A 16511-nucleotide genomic window follows, 5' to 3' on the forward strand; every position below is an offset into this window, starting at 1 on the left:
GAGGAAGTCCGTCGGGCGGACGCCTCAGTCGCGGCCGCCGACGCCCAGGTGGTGGACGCGGACCATGTTCGTGGTGCCGGGGACGCCGGGAGGGGAGCCCGCCGTGATGATCATGGCGTCGCCCTCGTTGTAGCGCTGGAGCTTCAGCAGCTCCTCGTCGACCAGATCGACCATCTCGTCCGTGCTGCTCACCCAGGGCACGATGAAGGACTCCACGCCCCAGCTCAGGGCGAGCTGGTTGCGCGTCGACTCGTCGGTCGTGAAGGCCAGGATCGGCTGGGCCGCGCGGTAGCGGGAGAGGCGGCGGGCCGTGTCGCCGGACTGGGTGAAGGCGACCAGCGCCTTGCCGCCCAGGAAGTCCGCGATCTCGCAGGCGGCGCGGGCCACCGAACCGCCCTGGGTACGCGGCTTCTTGCCCGGGACCAGCGGCTGGAGGCCCTTGGAGAGCAGCTCCTCCTCGGCCGCGACGACGATCTTCGACATCGTCTTGACCGTCTCGACCGGGTACGCGCCCACCGAGGACTCGGCGGAGAGCATGACCGCGTCCGCGCCGTCCAGGATCGCGTTCGCGACATCGGACGCCTCGGCGCGGGTGGGGCGGGAGTTGGTGATCATCGACTCCATCATCTGGGTCGCCACGATCACCGGCTTGGCGTTGCGGCGGCACAGCTCGATCAGCCGCTTCTGCACCATCGGGACCTTTTCGAGCGGGTACTCGACGGCCAGGTCGCCACGCGCCACCATGACGCTGTCGAAGGCCGCGACCACGGCCGCCATGTTGGCGACCGCCTGCGGCTTCTCGACCTTGGCGATGATGGGGACCCGGCGGCCCTCCTCGTCCATGATCTTGTGGACGTCCAGCACGTCGTGCGCGTCACGGACGAACGAGAGCGCGACCATGTCGCAGCCCATCCGCAGACCGAAGCGCAGGTCCTCGATGTCCTTCTCGGACAGGGCGGGGACATTGACCGCCGCGCCCGGCAGGTTGATCCCCTTGTGGTCGGAGATCACCCCGCCCTCGATGACGATGGACTTGACCTGGGGGCCGTCGACCTCGACCACCCGCAGCTCGACGTTGCCGTCGTTGATCAGGACCTGGTCGCCCTTGGAGACATCGCCCGGCAGGCCCTTGTAGGTGGTGCCGCAGATGGACTTGTCGCCGGCGACATCCTCGGTGGTGATGGTGAACTCATCACCCCGCACCAGCTCGACCGGGCCCTCGGCGAAGGTCTCCAGACGGATCTTGGGGCCCTGGAGGTCGACGAGGACACCCACGGCGCGGCCGGTGTCCTTGGCCGCCTTCCGCACGCGGTTGTACCGCTCCTGGTGCTCCGGGTGGCTCCCGTGGCTCATGTTGAGTCGGGCCACATTCATACCGGCCTCGATGAGCGACTTCAGCTGCTCGTACGAGTCGACGGCGGGGCCCAGTGTGCAGACGATTTTGGAACGGCGCATGAGGCGGATCCTATCGGTTTGTTTCGATGCGGAATATTCCGTCTGGTGGAAAGTACAAATGGGCGGGTGGCCGCTCAGGCGTCGACCGTTCGATCCTCGCCGACCAGTGCGAAGGTCTGCCGCGCGATCTCCAGCTCCTCGTCCGTCGGGACCACGGCCACCACGGTCCCCGCCGACTCCGGCGAGATGATCCGCGGCTCGTCGGAACGTACGGCATTGCGCTCCGCGTCCACCGCCAGGCCCAGACTCTCCAGACCTGCGACGGCAGCTTCCCGCACCGGCGCCGCGTTCTCCCCCACACCCGCCGTGAAGGCCACCGCGTCCACCCGCCCGAGCACCGCGGTGTAGGCGCCGATGTACTTCTTCAACCGGTGGATATAGATGTCGAATGCGAGCGCGGCCCGCTCGTCGCCCGCGTCGACCCGGCGGCGGATCTCCCGCATGTCGTTGTCCCCGCAGAGGCCGACCAGACCGCTCTTCTTGTTCAGAAGTTCATCGATCTCGTCAACGGACATTCCGGCGACACGCTTCAGGTGGAACGTGACCGCGGGATCGATGTCCCCGGAACGCGTCCCCATCACCAGCCCCTCCAGCGGCGTCAGCCCCATCGAGGTGTCCACGCACCGCCCGCCCTCGACGGCGGACGCCGACGCGCCGTTGCCGAGGTGCAGGACGATCACGTTCACCTCGGACGGATCCCTGCCGAGCAACTCGGCGGTCTTCCGCGAGACATACGCGTGCGAGGTGCCGTGGAAGCCGTAGCGGCGGATACGGTGCGCGTCGGCCGTCGCGGTGTCGATCGCGTACCGCGCGGCGTACTCCGGCATCGTCGTGTGGAACGCGGTGTCGAAGACCGCGACCTGCGGCAGATCGGGACGGAGCCGCCGCGCGATACGGATACCGGTGAGATTCGCCGGATTGTGCAACGGCGCCACCGGCACCAGCCGCTCGATCTCCGTCAGCACGTCGTCGTCGATGACCGTCGGCTCGCTGAACCGCAGCCCGCCGTGGACGACCCGGTGGCCGATGGCCGCCAGCTCGGGGGAGTCGATCCCCAGCCCGTCGCGCGCCAGTTCCTCCGCGACGGCCTCCAGCGCCGCCGCGTGGTCGGCGATCCTCCCCGTACGCTCACGCTTCCCGCCGAGCCCCTCGGCCAGCGGGGTGTGCACGAGCCGTGAGGTCTCCTCACCGATGCGCTCCACCAGGCCGGCCGCGAGCCGGGCGCCGTCCCGCATCTCCAGCAGCTGGTACTTCACCGATGAGGAACCGGAGTTGAGGACGAGGACACGGGTGGCGGGGGAGTGCGCGGTCACGGGCTGTCGGCCTTCTGTCGTAGTCATGGGGTCGTGGTGCTGCGTGGAGTCGTGGTCCTGCGTGGGGTCGTCGCGGGGGCGGCGGGGCTCACACGCTCTCGCCCTGCGCCTGGATCGCCGTGATCGCCACCGTATTCACAATGTCCTGCACGAGCGCCCCGCGCGAAAGGTCGTTGACCGGCTTGCGCAGCCCCTGGAGTACGGGGCCCACGGCCACGGCGCCCGCCGAGCGCTGCACGGCCTTGTACGTGTTGTTGCCGGTGTTCAGGTCCGGGAAGATCAGCACCGTCGCCCGGCCCGCCACCTCCGACTCGGGCAGTTTGGTCGCCGCGACGGACGGCTCGACCGCCGCGTCGTACTGGATCGGCCCCTCGATCCGCAGATCCGGCCGCGCCCCGCGCACCAGCTCGGTGGCCTCGCGCACCTTGTCGACATCCGCGCCCGAGCCCGACGTACCCGTGGAGTACGAGAGCATCGCGATCCGCGGCTCGACCCCGAAGCGGGCGGCGGTGGCGGCGGACTGGACGGCGATGTCCGAGAGCTGCGCCGCGTCCGGATCCGGGTTCACCGCGCAGTCGCCGTACACCAGCACCTTGTCGGCGAGGCACATGAAGAAGACCGACGAGACGATGGAGGCGTCCGTCCTGGTCTTGATGATCTCGAAGGCCGGGCGGATGGTGGCGGCCGTGGAGTGCACGGACCCGGAGACCATGCCGTCGGCCAGCCCCTCGCCCACCATCAGCGTCCCGAAGTAGTTGACGTCCGCCACCATGTCGTACGCCAGCTCCACCGACACGCCCTTGTGGGCCCGCAGTTCCGCGTACCGCTCGGCGAAGCGCTGCCGCAGCTCCGAGGTGGCCGGATCGATCAGCTGCGTCGCCGAGAGATCGATACCGAGGTCGGCCGCCTTCTTCCGGATGACGTCCGTGTCGCCGAGGAGCGTCAGCTCGCACACATCGCGGCGCAGCAGCACATCGGCGGCGCGCAATACCCGTTCCTCGGCGCCCTCGGGCAGGACGACCCGGCGGCGGTGCGCGCGCGCCTGCTCCAGCAGTTCGTGCTCGAACATCATCGGCGTCACCCGGCCGCTGCGGGCCACCGACATCCGGGCCAGCAGCGCGGAGGTGTCCACGTGCCGCTCGAACAGCCCCAGCGCGGTCTCCGCCTTGCGTGGCGTCGCCGCGTTCAACTTCCCTTCCAGACCGAAGAGTTCGGCGGCGGTGGGGAAGGAGCGGCCGGGCACCGAGACCACCGGCGTACCGGGCGCGAGCCGCGCGGCCAGGGTCAGTATCGAGTCCCCGGGACGCTCGTCGAGCGTGAGCAGTACCCCCGCTATGGGCGGTGTGCCCGCGGAGTGGGCGGCGAGCGCCCCCACGACCAGATCGGCGCGGTCGCCCGGCGTGACCACCATGCAGCCGGGGGTCAGCGCGCCCAGGAAGTTCGGCAGCATCGCACCGCCGAAGACGAAGTCCAGCGCGTCCCTGGCCAGACCCGAATCGTCCCCGAGCAGCACCGTGCCCCCCAGGGCCGCGGTGATCTGGGCCACCGTCGGGGCCGCCAGCGCCGGCTCGTCCGGCAGGACGTAACAGGGGACCGGCAGCTGGTCCGCCAGCCCCTCGGCGATCGCCTCACGGTCCTCGGCGGCCACCCGGTTGACGACCATGGTCAGCACATCGCAGCCCAGCACCTGGTACGCGCGATGGGCGTTGCGCGCCTCGGCCCGTACGGACTCGGCGGTCTGCCCCTTGCCGCCCACCACGGGTATCACCGACGCCCCGAACTCGTTGGCGAGCCGGGCGTTGAGCGACAGCTCGTCGGGCAGCTGCGTCGCCGCGAAGTCCGTACCGAGCACGAGCACGATCTCGTACTCCCGCGCCACCTGGTGGAACCGCTCCACCAGCCGCGAGACCAACTCGTCGGTGCCCCGCTCGGCCTGGAGCGCGGACGCCTCGTGATAGTCGAGCCCGTACACCGTCGCCGGATCCTGTGACAGCCGGTAGCGGGCCCGCAGCAGATCGAAGAGCCGGTCGGGGCCGTCATGGACCAGCGGACGGAAGACCCCCACCCGGTCCACCTGCCGGGTCAGCAGCTCCATGACTCCCAGCTCCACGACCTGGCGGCCGTCCCCGCGGTCGATCCCGGTCACGTACACGCTGCGCGTCACGTGTGCTCTCCCGTCCCTGCTCATGGGACGTCCCGCTCCGACGGGGCGGCCCCGCGGCCGTAGGGAGATCCCGGCTCCTGTGAACTGCAATTCCCGTTAGGGTGGCAATGCCCTCTTGACAATACCTCCGGGGGTGGTTAGGCCGCCCGGGGAGTACGAGATGCCGCCCGGCGCCCGAAAACCGCAGGTCGGACCGGTCCAGCCGGTCGAACGGACCCCCTTGACCGGGTATCCGGGCACCGCCCGGCGAAACCGCCGGAGCCACGATCGCCGTCCGGGCGGTCGGCACGTGACCCCGATCACCCGTGGGAGGATCGGACCGCTCAAGCCCGGGGCTCTCCTTTCCCGGACAAACCCAGCACTGGCGAGCACTAGCGAGCAGGAGACACAGCACGATGCGTATCGGAGTTCTCACCGCAGGCGGCGACTGTCCGGGCCTCAACGCAGTGATCCGTTCGGTCGTGCACCGGGCCATGACCGGGCACGGAGACGAGGTCATCGGCTTCGAGGACGGCTTCAAGGGGCTGCTCGACGGCCACTTCCGGCCGCTCGACCTGAACGCCGTCAGCGGCATCCTGGCCCGTGGCGGTACGATCCTCGGCTCGGCCCGGCTGGAGCGCGGCCGGCTCCGCGAAGCGGCGGAGAACTGCGCCGAGTTGGCCCGCCGGTACGGCATCGACGCGCTCATCCCGATCGGCGGCGAAGGCACGCTCACCGCCGCCCGGCTGCTCTCCGACGCCGGGATGCCCGTCGTCGGTGTCCCCAAGACCATCGACAACGACATCCACTCCACGGACCGCACCTTCGGCTTCGACACCGCCGTGACGGTCGCGACGGAGGCGATCGACCGGCTCAAGACCACCGCCGAGTCGCACCAGCGGGTCATGGTCGTCGAGGTCATGGGCCGGCACGCGGGCTGGATCGCGCTGGAGTCCGGGATGGCGGGCGGCGCGCACGGGATCTGCCTGCCGGAGCGGCCCTTCGAGGTCGACAGCCTGGTCAAAATGGTCGAGGCGAGGTTCTCGCGGGGCAAGAAGTTCGCGGTCATCTGCGTCGCGGAGGGCGCGCATCCGGCGCAGGACTCCATGGAGTACGGCAAGGGCGAGATCGACCAGTTCGGCCACGAGCGCTTCCGGGGCATCGGCAACGTACTGGCGGCGGAGCTGGAGCGCCGCCTCGGCAAGGAGGCCAGGCCGGTGATCCTGGGCCACGTGCAGCGCGGGGGCACGCCGACGGCGTACGACCGGGTGCTGGCGACGCGGTTCGGCTGGCACGCGGTGGAGGCGGCGCACCGGGGGGAGTTCGGGCGGATGACGGCGCTGCGGGGGACGGCGGTGGAGATGGTGCCGCTGGCGGAGGCGGTGACGCAGCTCAAGACGGTGCCGGAGAACAGGATGTTCGAGGCGGAGTCTGTTTTTTAAGGGCTCGGTTCGCCTCCGGAAAGACCGAGCCCGGAACGGTTGGCACCCCGCGCCCCCGCCGGACGGCGAACCGTCACCCCTTCACCGCGCCGCCCAGCGCGAACCCGCCCCCCAGACGCCGGGAGATCAGCACGTACAAGATCAGCACCGGCGCCGAGTACAGGATCGAGAACGCCGCCAGCTGCCCGTAGATCACGGATCCGTAGTTGCCGAAGAACGTGAAGATCGAGACGGACGCGGGCAGTTGGTCCGGTGTGAGCAGCAGCATGAACGGTACGAAGAAGTTCCCCCACAGCTGGATGAAGGTGTAGATCGTCACCACGGTCACCCCCGGCCCCATCAGCGGCAGCACCACCCGCGTCAGCGTCTGGAAGTTCGACGCCCCGTCCGTCCAGGCCGCCTCTTCGAGGACCGTCGGCACCCCGTCCATGAAGTTCTTCATCAGCCAGATGGAGAACGGCAGTTGGGACGTGGCGAGAAAGAGGGACGTGCCGTACGTGGTGTCGATGAGGTCGACCTGGACGAACAGTCCGTACACCGGCACCATGATCGCCGTGATCGGGAGGCAGGTCGTGAACAGGATCGTCAGCAGATACGGCCGGTTGAAGCGCGAGCGGTAGCGGGAGAGCGGGTACGCCGCCAGTGCCGCGCAGACCACGGTCAGGATCGTCGCGCTGCCGCACAGCGCCAGGCTGTTGAGCATCGGCGTGAAGGTGATCTCGTCGGTGAGGACCGCGCTGAAGTTGTCGCCGGTGAGCGACGAGGGGACCCGTACGCGCAGATCCGCGTCGGCGTCGACCGAGGCGAGCGTCAGCCAGAGCAGCGGCAGGGCGAACGCGGCGGCGGTCAGGAGCAGGGCGGCGTCCGCCGAGAGGCGGGTGCGGGCGCGTCGGCTCAGCACGTCAGACCTCCACCCTCATCAGTCGCAGATAGACGAGGGAGAAGAGCGAGCCGACCAGCAGGAGGAGCAGCGCGACCGCCGTTCCGTAGCCGATCAGGCTCTTCTGGAACGCCTGGTCGTACATGAAGACCGGGAGGGTCTGGCTGCGGTTGCCGGGGCCGCCGCGCGTCATCGCCCAGATCAGGCCGAAGACGGAGAGGGTGGAGAGCGTGTTGAGCATCAGGTTCGTGCCGATGGAGCGGCGGATCATCGGCAGGGTGATGTGCCAGAGCCTGCGCACCCCGCTCGCGCCGTCGACCTGTGCCGCCTCGGTGACGTCCTTGGGGATCTCGGAGAGCGCGGCGGAGTAGATCAGCATCGAGAACGCGGTGCCGCGCCAGACGTTGGCGAAGGACACCGCCAGGATCGGCAGGGTGTACAGCCAGTTCTGGGAGGGGAGCTGGAGCCAGTCCAGGATCGCGTTGAGTGTGCCCTCGCGGCGGAAGAAGGCGTAGAGCAGGAACGCCGCGACGATCTCGGGCAGCACCCACGCGGCGATGACGAGGGCGCCGGTGAGCGTACGGACCGGGCGGGACGCGGCCCGCATCAGGCCGGCGAGGGCGAGTCCGAGGGTGTTCTGGCCGACGATGGAGGAGACGAAGGTGAACACCAGCGTCAGCCAGACGGCGTTGCGGAAGTTCTCGTCGCTGAACGCCCGGCGGAAGTTCGCCAGGCCCACGAAGTCCGAGGAGGACGAGCCGGTCAGCTGGGCGTTGGTGAAGGCGATCCAGACGCAGTAGGCGATGGGGCCGGCCAGGAACAGCACCAGCAGGAGCGTGGCGGGCGCCAGTGGCACCCAGCGCCACAGCCGCCCCTGGCCGCGGCCCGCGTGCGCGGTGCTCACCTGCTGACCACCGCGCCGTCGGTGAGGGTCTTCAGCTGGTCGTCGTACTCCTTCGCCGCCTGTTCCGGTGAGCCGTCCCCCGTCGTCACCGTCTCCATCGCCTCACCGATCGCCGTGGAGACCTGCGGATAGACGGGCAGCGCCGGGCGGTAGTGCGTGAACTCGACCAGCCCGGTGAAGAATTCGATGCCCGGCATGGACGAGAGATAGCGCGGGTCGGCCGCCACGTCCTTCCGTACGGCGATCTGCGCGCCCACGATGTCCCACTCGGCCGCGTTCTCCCTGGTCTGCTGTGTTGTGACGAACTCCCAGGCGAGATCGGGGTTCTGGGCCTTCGACGGGATCGCCCACGCCCAGCCGCCCGACATCGACACCCTGCCCGGCGCCTGGCCGTGCTGTGTCGGCATCGGTGTCTGCGCGAGATCCTTCGACCAGTCCGGCCACTCCTTGGGGCCCTTGTTGATCCAGTTCTGGCCCATCCAGGATCCGTCCAGCGAGATCGCCAGCTTCCCCTCCGGGAACCACTCCGTGGCGACGCGCGTGCCGAGGTTGGGGTCGAGGGCGTCGGAGACATCCGGGCCGAGCTTCTCGCCGAACACCGTCTGTACGAAGCCCAGCGCGTCCCGGAAGCCCTGGCCGCCCGCCACCCACTTCTTCGCGGAGGCGTCGTAGAGCGGGTCGGCGCCCGTGCCGTACAGGAGCATCTCGAAGCCCTGCATCACGGCGGCCTCACCGAGGCCCTTGCCGGTGTAGACGTTGAGCGGGATGACCCCGGGGACCTTCCGCTTGACGGTACGGGCCGCGTCCAGGATCTCCGCCCAGTTCCTGGGCTGCCAGTCGGCGGGCAGACCCGCCTTGGCGAAGATCTCCTTGTTGAACCAGAGGCCGCGGGTGTCGGTGCCGTCGGGTACCCCGTATGTCCTGCCGTCCTCGGCCTTGGCCGCCGACTTCGCCGTGTCGACGAACTGGTCCCAGTCGGCCCACTTCGCCAGGTAGTCGTCCAGCGGGCGCAGATAGCCGGCCTTGATGTCGGAGTTGATCCGGAAGGTGTCCTCGTAGACCAGATCGGGGGCGGTCTTCGGGGAGCGCATCATCTGCTGCGCCTTGGTGGCGTAGTCGTTGTCCGGGGCCTGGATCGGGATGAGCTCGACCTTCTTGCCCGGATGCGCCTTCTCGAACTGCCGCTTCACGGACTCCAGATAGTTGTCCTTGAAGCGGATCTTGTTGTCCGTGGAGCGGTTGTAGGCGACCTTGATGGTGTCGGGATCGCTTCCTGAACCGCCGCCGCACGCCGTGAGCGAACCGGCGGCGAGCACGGCGACGAGGATGAGCGGGGCGGTGGGGCGCACGGGCACGACCTCCTCTGAGCCACAGTGGGCTGCCCGGCGACCGTAGGACTGGGCCATTACCAAGGTCAATCCCCTTGCAGGGTCGATTAGTTGGCGCCCCGGCGTAACGGTGACGGGGGCGCTTCCGGTACGGCTCGCGGGGAGGGCGGACCGGTCAGTGGGTCGCGGGGAGCCAGCGGTACTGCAGTTCCGGGCGCCCGACCTGCCCGTACTGCGGGCTGCGCTGCGCCCGCCCGTTGGTGACCAGATGCTCCAGATAGCGGCGCGCGGTGATCCGGGAGATCCCGACCCTGGTCCCGGCCTCGGTGGCGGTGAGTCCGCCGGCCGACGCGCGCAGCGTACGGGTCACCGCTTCCAGCGTCGGGGCGCTCAGCCCCTTCGGCAGCGAGGAGGGCTGCGGCGCCCGGAGCGCGCCGAGCGCGCGGTCCACCTCCTCCTGGCCGCTCGCCTCGCCGGCCGCCGCCCGGAACTCCGCGTACCGTACGAGCCGGTCGCGGAGGGTGGCGAAGGTGAAGGGCTTCAGTACGTACTGGACGACCCCGAGCGACACGCCTTCCCGTACCACCGCGAGGTCGCGCGCCGAGGTGACCGCGATGACATCCGCGTGGTGCCCGCCGGCCCGCAGGCTGCGCAGGAGCTGGAGGCCGTGCCCGTCCGGGAGGTACAGGTCGAGGAGGATCAGATCGATGTCCGTACGCTCCAGCAGCCGGCCGGCCTCCACCCGGGAGTGGGCGACGCCCGCGACGGTGAAGCCGGGCACCCGGCCGACGTACAGCTGATGGGCGTCCGCCGCGACCGGATCGTCCTCGACCACGAGGACACGGATCGCCGTCTCCCCGGGGCCTGTGGGACCGGACGGGCCGGCCGGGCTCGAGGGGCCGGCCGGGCCTGTGTGGCCGGTGGGGCCTGTGTGGCCCGTATGGCCGGCCGGGCCCGTCGGGTCCGTGGGGCCGGGGCTCACCGCGCCGCCTCGATCCCGTCGTCGGCGGTCCCGGCGGCGACGACCGGCCGACGCCCGGCCAGCGGCAGCCGTACGGTGAACTCCGCGCCGCCCTCCGGGCCCTCCGCGAGCTTCACCGTCCCGCTCGCGCGGTGCACCGCCTGCCGTACGAGCGCCAGGCCGAGACCGCGCCCGGGGCCCCGGGTCGACCAGCCGCGCCGGAACACCTCGTCCATGTCGCCGGGAGCGACCCCGGCCCCGGTGTCCCGTACGCCCAGGAGCAGCTCGTCGTCCTCCACCAGGGCGGTCACGATGATCCGCGCGCCCTCGCCGCCCTGCGCCGCGTCCATCGCGTTGTCGATCAGATTGCCCAGGATGGTCACCAGATCGCGCGCCGGGAGCGTCGACGGGAGGACGCCGTCGTCGATCCGGCTGTCCTCGGCGAGCTCCAGCTCCACTCCGCGTTCATTGGCCTGCGCCGCCTTCCCCAGCAGCAGGGCCGCGAGGACCGGCTCGCCGACCGCGCCCACCACCCGGTCCGTGAGCGCCTGTGCCAGTTCGAGCTCCGCCGTGGCGAACTCCACCGCCTGCTCCACCCGTCCCAGTTCGATCAGCGAAACCACCGTGTGCAGCCGGTTGGCCGCCTCGTGCGCCTGTGACCTCAGGGCCTGGGTGAAGCCCCGCTCCGAGTCCAACTCGCCGGACAGCGCCTGGAGTTCGGTGTGGTCGCGCAACGTGACGACCGTACCGCGCTGCTCACCGCCGACCACCGGGCGCGTGTTCACGACCACGATCCGGTCGGCGGTCATATGCGCCTCGTCCACTCTCGGCTCCGAGGCCAGCAGCGCGCCGGTGAGCGGTGCGGGCAGCCCCAGCTCGGCGATGGGACGGCCCACCGCGGAGTCGTCCAGACCGAGCAGCTCGCGCCCGCCGTCGTTCATCAGCGCGATCCTGCGCCCGCCGTCGAGCATCAGCAGCCCTTCGCTCACGGCGTGCAGCGCCGCCTCGTGGTAGTCGTGCATCCGGCTCAGCTCCGCCGCGTTCATCCCGTGGGTGTGCCGGCGCAGCCGCGCGTTGATCACATACGTACCCAGTCCGCCGATCGCCAAGGCCGCGCCCGCGGCCAGGGCCAGCACCCTGACCTGCTGGGTGATCTCGTCGGAGATCCGGTCCACGGTGATCCCGACGCTGACCAGACCGGTGATCCGGTCGCCGTCCCGCACCGGAGTGACCGCACGGACCGAAGGGCCGAGCGTGCCGGTGTACGTCTCGGTGAAGGTCTTGCCGCGCAGGGCCGGCGCTCTGCCGCCCAGGAAGGGCATCCCTATCTGCGCCGGATCGGGGTGCGTCCAGCGAATCCCCTCCGGGTTCATGATCGTGATGAAATCGAGGCCGGTGTCGCGCCGCACACGCTCCGCGTACGGCTGGAGTGCGGCGCTCGGATCCGGGGTACGGATCGCCTCGCGTACGGACGGCGAGTCGGCGAGCGCGTGCGCCGTGGCCAGAACCTGCTTGCGCGCGGTCTCGTCCGTATGGGCGCGACCGGTGACGTACGCGAAGACCGCGCACCCCGCGACGACGGCCGCGACCAGCACGACCTGCATCGCGAAGAGCTGGGCGGCGAGACTGCGGGGGCGCGGCAGATGCATGAAACAAGAATGCCTGGCCGGATTCATATGAACGAAATGAACGTAAGGGTGACCGGCGTCACACGGTGGTGGATAGTCACCGGGACCCCTCGGGACAGGGACGGGGGATTCGCAGGAGACGAGTCAAGGAGGACCCGTGGCCGCAAGGCGGGACCGTACCCACTATCTGTACATCGCGGTGATCGTCGCCGTGGCGCTCGGCATTCTGGTGGGCTTCGCGGCTCCTGGTGTGGCCGTCGAGCTGAAGCCGATCGGTACCGGCTTCGTGAACCTCATCAAGATGATGATCTCGCCCGTGATCTTCTGCACGATCGTGCTGGGAGTCGGGTCGGTCAGGAAGGCCGCCAAGGTCGGCGCGGTCGGCGGGCTCGCCCTCGGCTACTTCATGCTGATGTCGACCGTCGCCCTGGCCATCGGCCTGGTCGTCGGGAACATCCTGGAGCCCGGTTCGGGCCTCCACCTCACCGAGGCCACCCGTGAAGCGGGCGCGGCCCAGGCGAGCGGCGCGAGCGAGTCCACCGCGGACTTCCTGCTCGGCATCATCCCGACGACGATCGTCTCCGCCTTCACCGAGGGCTCGGTCCTCCAGACGCTGATGGTCGCGCTGCTGGCCGGCTTCGCGCTCCAGGCCATGGGCTCCTCGGGCGAACCGGTGCTGCGTGGTATCGGACACATCCAGCGCCTGGTCTTCCGCATGCTCGCGATGATCATGTGGGCCGCGCCGGTGGGTGCCTTCGGCGCCATCGCGGCGGTGGTCGGCGAGACCGGCCTCGACGCCCTGAAGTCGCTCGCGATCATCATGATCGGCTTCTACATCACCTGCGCGCTCTTCGTCTTCCTCGTCCTCGGCGCGCTGCTGCGGCTGATCGCGGGCGTGAACATCTTCTCGCTGCTGAAGTACCTGGGCCGCGAGTTCCTGCTGATCCTCTCGACCTCCTCCTCCGAGTCGGCGCTGCCGCGGCTCATCGCGAAGATGGAGCACCTGGGTGTCAGCAAGCCCGTCGTCGGCATCACCGTCCCGACCGGCTACTCCTTCAACCTGGACGGCACGGCCATCTATCTGACGATGGCCTCGCTCTTCATCGCCGAGGGCATGGGTGACCCGCTCTCGATCGGTGAGCAGGTGTCGCTGCTCCTCTTCATGATCATCGCCTCCAAGGGCGCGGCGGGTGTCACCGGCGCGGGTCTGGCGACGCTGGCCGGCGGCCTCCAGTCGCACCGGCCCGAGCTGGTCGACGGCGTCGGTCTGATCGTCGGCATCGACCGCTTCATGAGTGAGGCGCGCGCCATGACGAACTTCGCGGGCAACGCGGTCGCCACGGTCCTGATCGGTACGTGGACCAAGGAGATCGACAAGGGCCGTGTGGACGAGGTGCTGGCCGGACACATCCCGTTCGACGAGAAGACCCTGGTGGACGACCACCACGGTGGTCCGGCGGACGCGCCGGACGACGTCTCGACGGACGTGCCCGAGTCGCGCGCCGCCACCAGGACGGACAAGGCCGGGGTCTGATCCCCGCACTCGCACCATGATCCCGGCCGGGGTCACACCCCCACAGCCCCGGCCCCTGAAGACCGGCCGTACGGAGGCGCTTCCGTGCGGCCGGTCGGTTTTGTGCGACCGGGTGCCTTCCGTACCGCTGCCGTCCGTACCGATGTGATCGGGCACCGGTACGGACGGCAGCGGTACGGACGGCTGTCCGGGACCGTGCGGGGCTGTGCGAGGGCTCCAGGGGGCGGGGGCTCCAGTGGGCGGGGGCGCCTACCAGGCCACCGGCAGCTCGTGCGGAAAGCGCCGGATCGTCTCCGTGTCCCAGCGCAGCTCCCCGGCCGGGACCGCGAGCCGCAGCCCGGGGAAGCGATCCACCAGACGCCCGATGGCGGCCTCCAGCTCCGCCATGGCCAGGGGAGCGGCGATGCAGCGGTGCCCGCCCCAGCCGAACGTCATGTGCGGAGTGGGCGGACGGTGCGGATCGATGACATCGGGGTCGGCGAACCGCTCCGGATCGCGGTTCGCCGTCAGATACGAGACATGGACGAAGTCACCGGCCCGGATCCGCACCCCGCCCATCTCCACGTCCTCGGTCGCGACACGCGGAATGCCCACCCCCTTGCGGAACGGGATGTACCGGAGCAGCTCGTCCAGCACCGGCGTCAGCGACTCGCGCCGGCTCCGCACCAGGTCCATCAGCTCCGGGCGGGTGAGCAGGAGGTACGCGATATTGCTGATCTGGCAGGTCGCCGTGTCATGACCGCTCAGCATGAGCGTCAGCGACATGACCGCCAGGTCCTTGTCGTCCAGGACGTCGTCGCCGTCCTTGGCGGCGGCCAGCGCGCTGATCAGATCGTCCCCGGGGGTGCGCCGCCGCTCCGCCACCAGCCCGCCGAAGTACTCACGCAGCCGCGCCTTGGCGTCCGCGGCGGCCTGACGCGAGTCCGGGGCCGTGGACAGCAGCTGGTGGGCGTACTCCTGCATCCGCGGCCTGTCCGGCGGTGCGATGCCCAGCAGCTCGCAGACGGTGTGCTGGGGGAGTTTGTTCGACAGATGGGCGGCGAGGTCGGCCGGTGGGCCTTCTTCCTCCATCTCGTCGAGGAGCCGGTCGACGATGCCCTCGACGGCGGGCCGCATCCGGTCCACATGCCGCGGTGTGAACGCCTGCGAGGCCAGCCGCCGCAGCCGGCTGCTGATGGGCGGGTCCATCACATTGATCGACTCGGGGGAGACGATCGGCTCCGGGGTCATCCTGGGGTAGTCGCGGCTCATGATTCCCGCGCGGCTGAACCGGGGGTCGGTCGTCACCTGGCGCACCCCGTCGAAATTCGTGACCAGCCACGCGTCCGCCTCGCCGTAGGGCAGCCGGATCCGGGTGACGGGCCCCTGGGACATGAGGTCCCCGAGTGAGGGGTCGAAGTCCAGACCCGTGCTGAAGTCGAACGGACAGGTGGTCGATTCCCCGATTTCGGTCATCGCGTACTCCCGGACGTGCGCGGACGTTGTGGGCGAGGGATAAGTACCTCGCCCATTTCGGGGATATGCCTACTGACCGGCAAATGGGTACGGACCGCGCGGGAGCGTGCGCGGGGGTGTGCAGGGGTGTACGGGGGCGTACGGGCAAGCGTCCGGGGTGGCCATGGATCCCCGCCACCATCGCCGCCACCGTCGATGGACCGGGGTGGCAGGATGAGCGCAACCATCGGGAAAGGGGCCAGACATGGCTGTCATCCACCGCACCACCATGACACCCGGCAAGCTCGAACTCCTCGCCTCGTGGCTTCCCGCCCAGCCCTGGAACCTCGGCGGCGGGCATGAGCCACGGCTGGCCAAGGCCGGAGGCTTCCGGCTCGACGACCCGCAGGGCGAGGTGGGGATCGAGTTCATGGCGGTCACCGACGAGTCCGGAGACCTGCCGGTCACCTATCAGGTGCCCCTCAGCTACCGCGGAGCACCGCTCCCCGGCGCCGGTCACGCGCTCATCGGCACGTCGGAGCACGGCGTGCTGGGGCGGCGGTGGATCTACGACGGTGCCCACGATCCGGTTCTCGTCGCCCAGTTGTTCGCTCTCGTTCTCGGCGAGGCCGAGCCGCAGGCCCAGAGCGTGGACAACACCCCGGACCCGTCCGTCACCGCCCACTTCGCCGGGGCCGGCCACGCGGCCCCGATCGGCTCTGTGGACGTGACCAACGGGCCGCACGGTACGGATCTGCGCCTGCTGACCGCCTCCGCGCCCGCGTCGCCGAGCGGACCGGCCGGGCAGCTGACCATCCGGGTGAACCGCGTGCTGCGGCCCGAGCCGGTCGAGTCAACCACCCTCGCCACAGGGGCCCTTGGCCACGTCACCGCCGACTGGCTTCTGCCGGACGGCGCCAAGGCGCGCGGCCTGTACGCCGTCGTGCGCGACGGCGCCCCTGAATGACCGGCCAGGTGGCCCGGCGGAGCAGCGCCCGGCGGGGGGAGGCACGGGCATGAGTTTCCGGCTGGCGGCGTACGCCGTGTGCGTCGAGAACGGGCGGGTGCTGCTCGCCCATCACGTCTCGGGAACCTGGACTCTTCCAGGTGGCAGGGTCGAGCACGGGGAGGATCCGTTCGACGCGGTGATCCGGGAGGTCGCCGAGGAGACCGGCTGCGACGCGGTGGCCGAACGCCTGCTGGGTGTGGACTCACGGGTGATCCCCGCCGCCGAACGCACCGTCCCCGGCGGACCGGAGCACCAGAATGTCGGCATCTTCTACCAGGTCCGTGTCACCGGCGGCCGACTCCGGCCCGAGCCGAACGGCGAAACCGCCGGGTCCGTCTGGACTCCGGTCCCCGGCGTCGCCGGCCTGCGCAGGTCGTCGCTGGTCGACATCGGCCTCGCTCTGGCGCAGACCCTTCCGGCGACCGGCCACGTCGCTTCCGTCCCGGTCGGCGGCCTGATCCAGCACTGAGACCACCACCG

Annotated in this window: 13 protein-coding genes; 4 read left to right on the forward strand and 9 right to left on the reverse strand. The window is 70.1% G+C overall.

Features of this window, described 5'->3' with window-relative positions; translation table 11 throughout:
- Positions 1-24: 24 nt before the first annotated feature.
- The 3 genes from pyk to pta form a co-directional block, all read right to left on the reverse strand.
- Positions 25-1455 carry a pyruvate kinase gene (gene pyk / locus CU044_RS15450; protein ID WP_129769158.1) on the reverse strand — a complete coding sequence of 477 codons (1431 nt, stop codon included), beginning with the start codon at positions 1453-1455 and terminating at the stop codon, positions 25-27.
- Positions 1456-1529: 74 nt separating this feature from the next.
- On the reverse strand, positions 1530-2795 hold the full coding sequence (locus tag CU044_RS15455; protein ID WP_165371897.1) for an acetate kinase: 1266 nt from the start codon (positions 2793-2795) through the stop codon (positions 1530-1532).
- 61 nt (positions 2796-2856) lie between these two features.
- Complete coding sequence (pta, locus tag CU044_RS15460) at positions 2857-4932, reverse strand: phosphate acetyltransferase (protein WP_129769159.1); 2076 nt, start codon at positions 4930-4932, stop codon at positions 2857-2859.
- A 395-nt stretch (positions 4933-5327) separates the two neighbouring features.
- On the opposite strand from pta, the gene CU044_RS15465 reads away from it, so the two are divergent.
- Positions 5328-6353, forward strand: a complete 1026-nt coding sequence (locus tag CU044_RS15465) for an ATP-dependent 6-phosphofructokinase (RefSeq protein ID WP_129769160.1) — start codon at positions 5328-5330, stop codon at positions 6351-6353.
- Between the two features lie 73 nt (positions 6354-6426).
- On the opposite strand, the gene CU044_RS15470 is transcribed toward CU044_RS15465, so the two are convergent.
- The 5 genes from CU044_RS15470 to CU044_RS15490 all read right to left on the reverse strand — a co-directional run bounded on the left by CU044_RS15470 (position 6427) and on the right by CU044_RS15490 (position 12075).
- Positions 6427-7254 carry a carbohydrate ABC transporter permease gene (locus tag CU044_RS15470; protein ID WP_129769161.1) on the reverse strand — a complete coding sequence of 276 codons (828 nt, stop codon included), beginning with the start codon at positions 7252-7254 and terminating at the stop codon, positions 6427-6429.
- 1 nt (position 7255) lies between these two features.
- On the reverse strand, positions 7256-8137 hold the full coding sequence (locus CU044_RS15475) for a sugar ABC transporter permease (protein WP_165371898.1): 882 nt from the start codon (positions 8135-8137) through the stop codon (positions 7256-7258).
- Entirely contained in the window at positions 8134-9486 is a 1353-nt protein-coding gene (locus CU044_RS15480; protein ID WP_240045621.1) for an ABC transporter substrate-binding protein, read from the reverse strand. Before CU044_RS15480 ends, CU044_RS15475 begins: the two co-directional genes overlap by 4 nt.
- Before the next feature lie 154 nt (positions 9487-9640).
- Entirely contained in the window at positions 9641-10312 is a 672-nt protein-coding gene (locus CU044_RS15485; RefSeq protein WP_129769163.1) for a response regulator, read from the reverse strand.
- Between the two features lie 131 nt (positions 10313-10443).
- The gene (locus CU044_RS15490; RefSeq protein ID WP_129769164.1) at positions 10444-12075 is read right to left on the reverse strand and encodes a sensor histidine kinase; all 1632 of its coding nucleotides are present in this window, start codon (positions 12073-12075) and stop codon (positions 10444-10446) included.
- A 136-nt stretch (positions 12076-12211) separates the two neighbouring features.
- Between CU044_RS15490 and CU044_RS15495 the strand changes: the two genes are divergently transcribed.
- Complete coding sequence (locus CU044_RS15495) at positions 12212-13588, forward strand: cation:dicarboxylase symporter family transporter (protein WP_129769165.1); 1377 nt, start codon at positions 12212-12214, stop codon at positions 13586-13588.
- A gap of 249 nt (positions 13589-13837) precedes the next feature.
- Here the strand turns inward: CU044_RS15495 and CU044_RS15500 are convergent, their stop codons facing one another.
- Entirely contained in the window at positions 13838-15043 is a 1206-nt protein-coding gene (locus tag CU044_RS15500) for a cytochrome P450 (RefSeq protein WP_129769166.1), read from the reverse strand.
- 244 nt (positions 15044-15287) lie between these two features.
- Between CU044_RS15500 and CU044_RS15505 the strand changes: the two genes are divergently transcribed.
- Positions 15288-15989, forward strand: coding sequence for a 1,4-alpha-glucan branching protein (locus tag CU044_RS15505; protein ID WP_129769167.1), 702 nt, complete (start codon positions 15288-15290; stop codon positions 15987-15989).
- Between the two features lie 49 nt (positions 15990-16038).
- On the forward strand, positions 16039-16500 hold the full coding sequence (locus CU044_RS15510) for an NUDIX domain-containing protein (protein WP_129769168.1): 462 nt from the start codon (positions 16039-16041) through the stop codon (positions 16498-16500).
- The last annotated feature ends 11 nt before the right edge of the window (positions 16501-16511 follow it).

It is taken from the genome of Streptomyces sp. L-9-10 (assembly GCF_004151105.1).
In the GTDB taxonomy this organism is placed as follows: Bacteria; Actinomycetota; Actinomycetes; order Streptomycetales; family Streptomycetaceae; genus Streptomyces.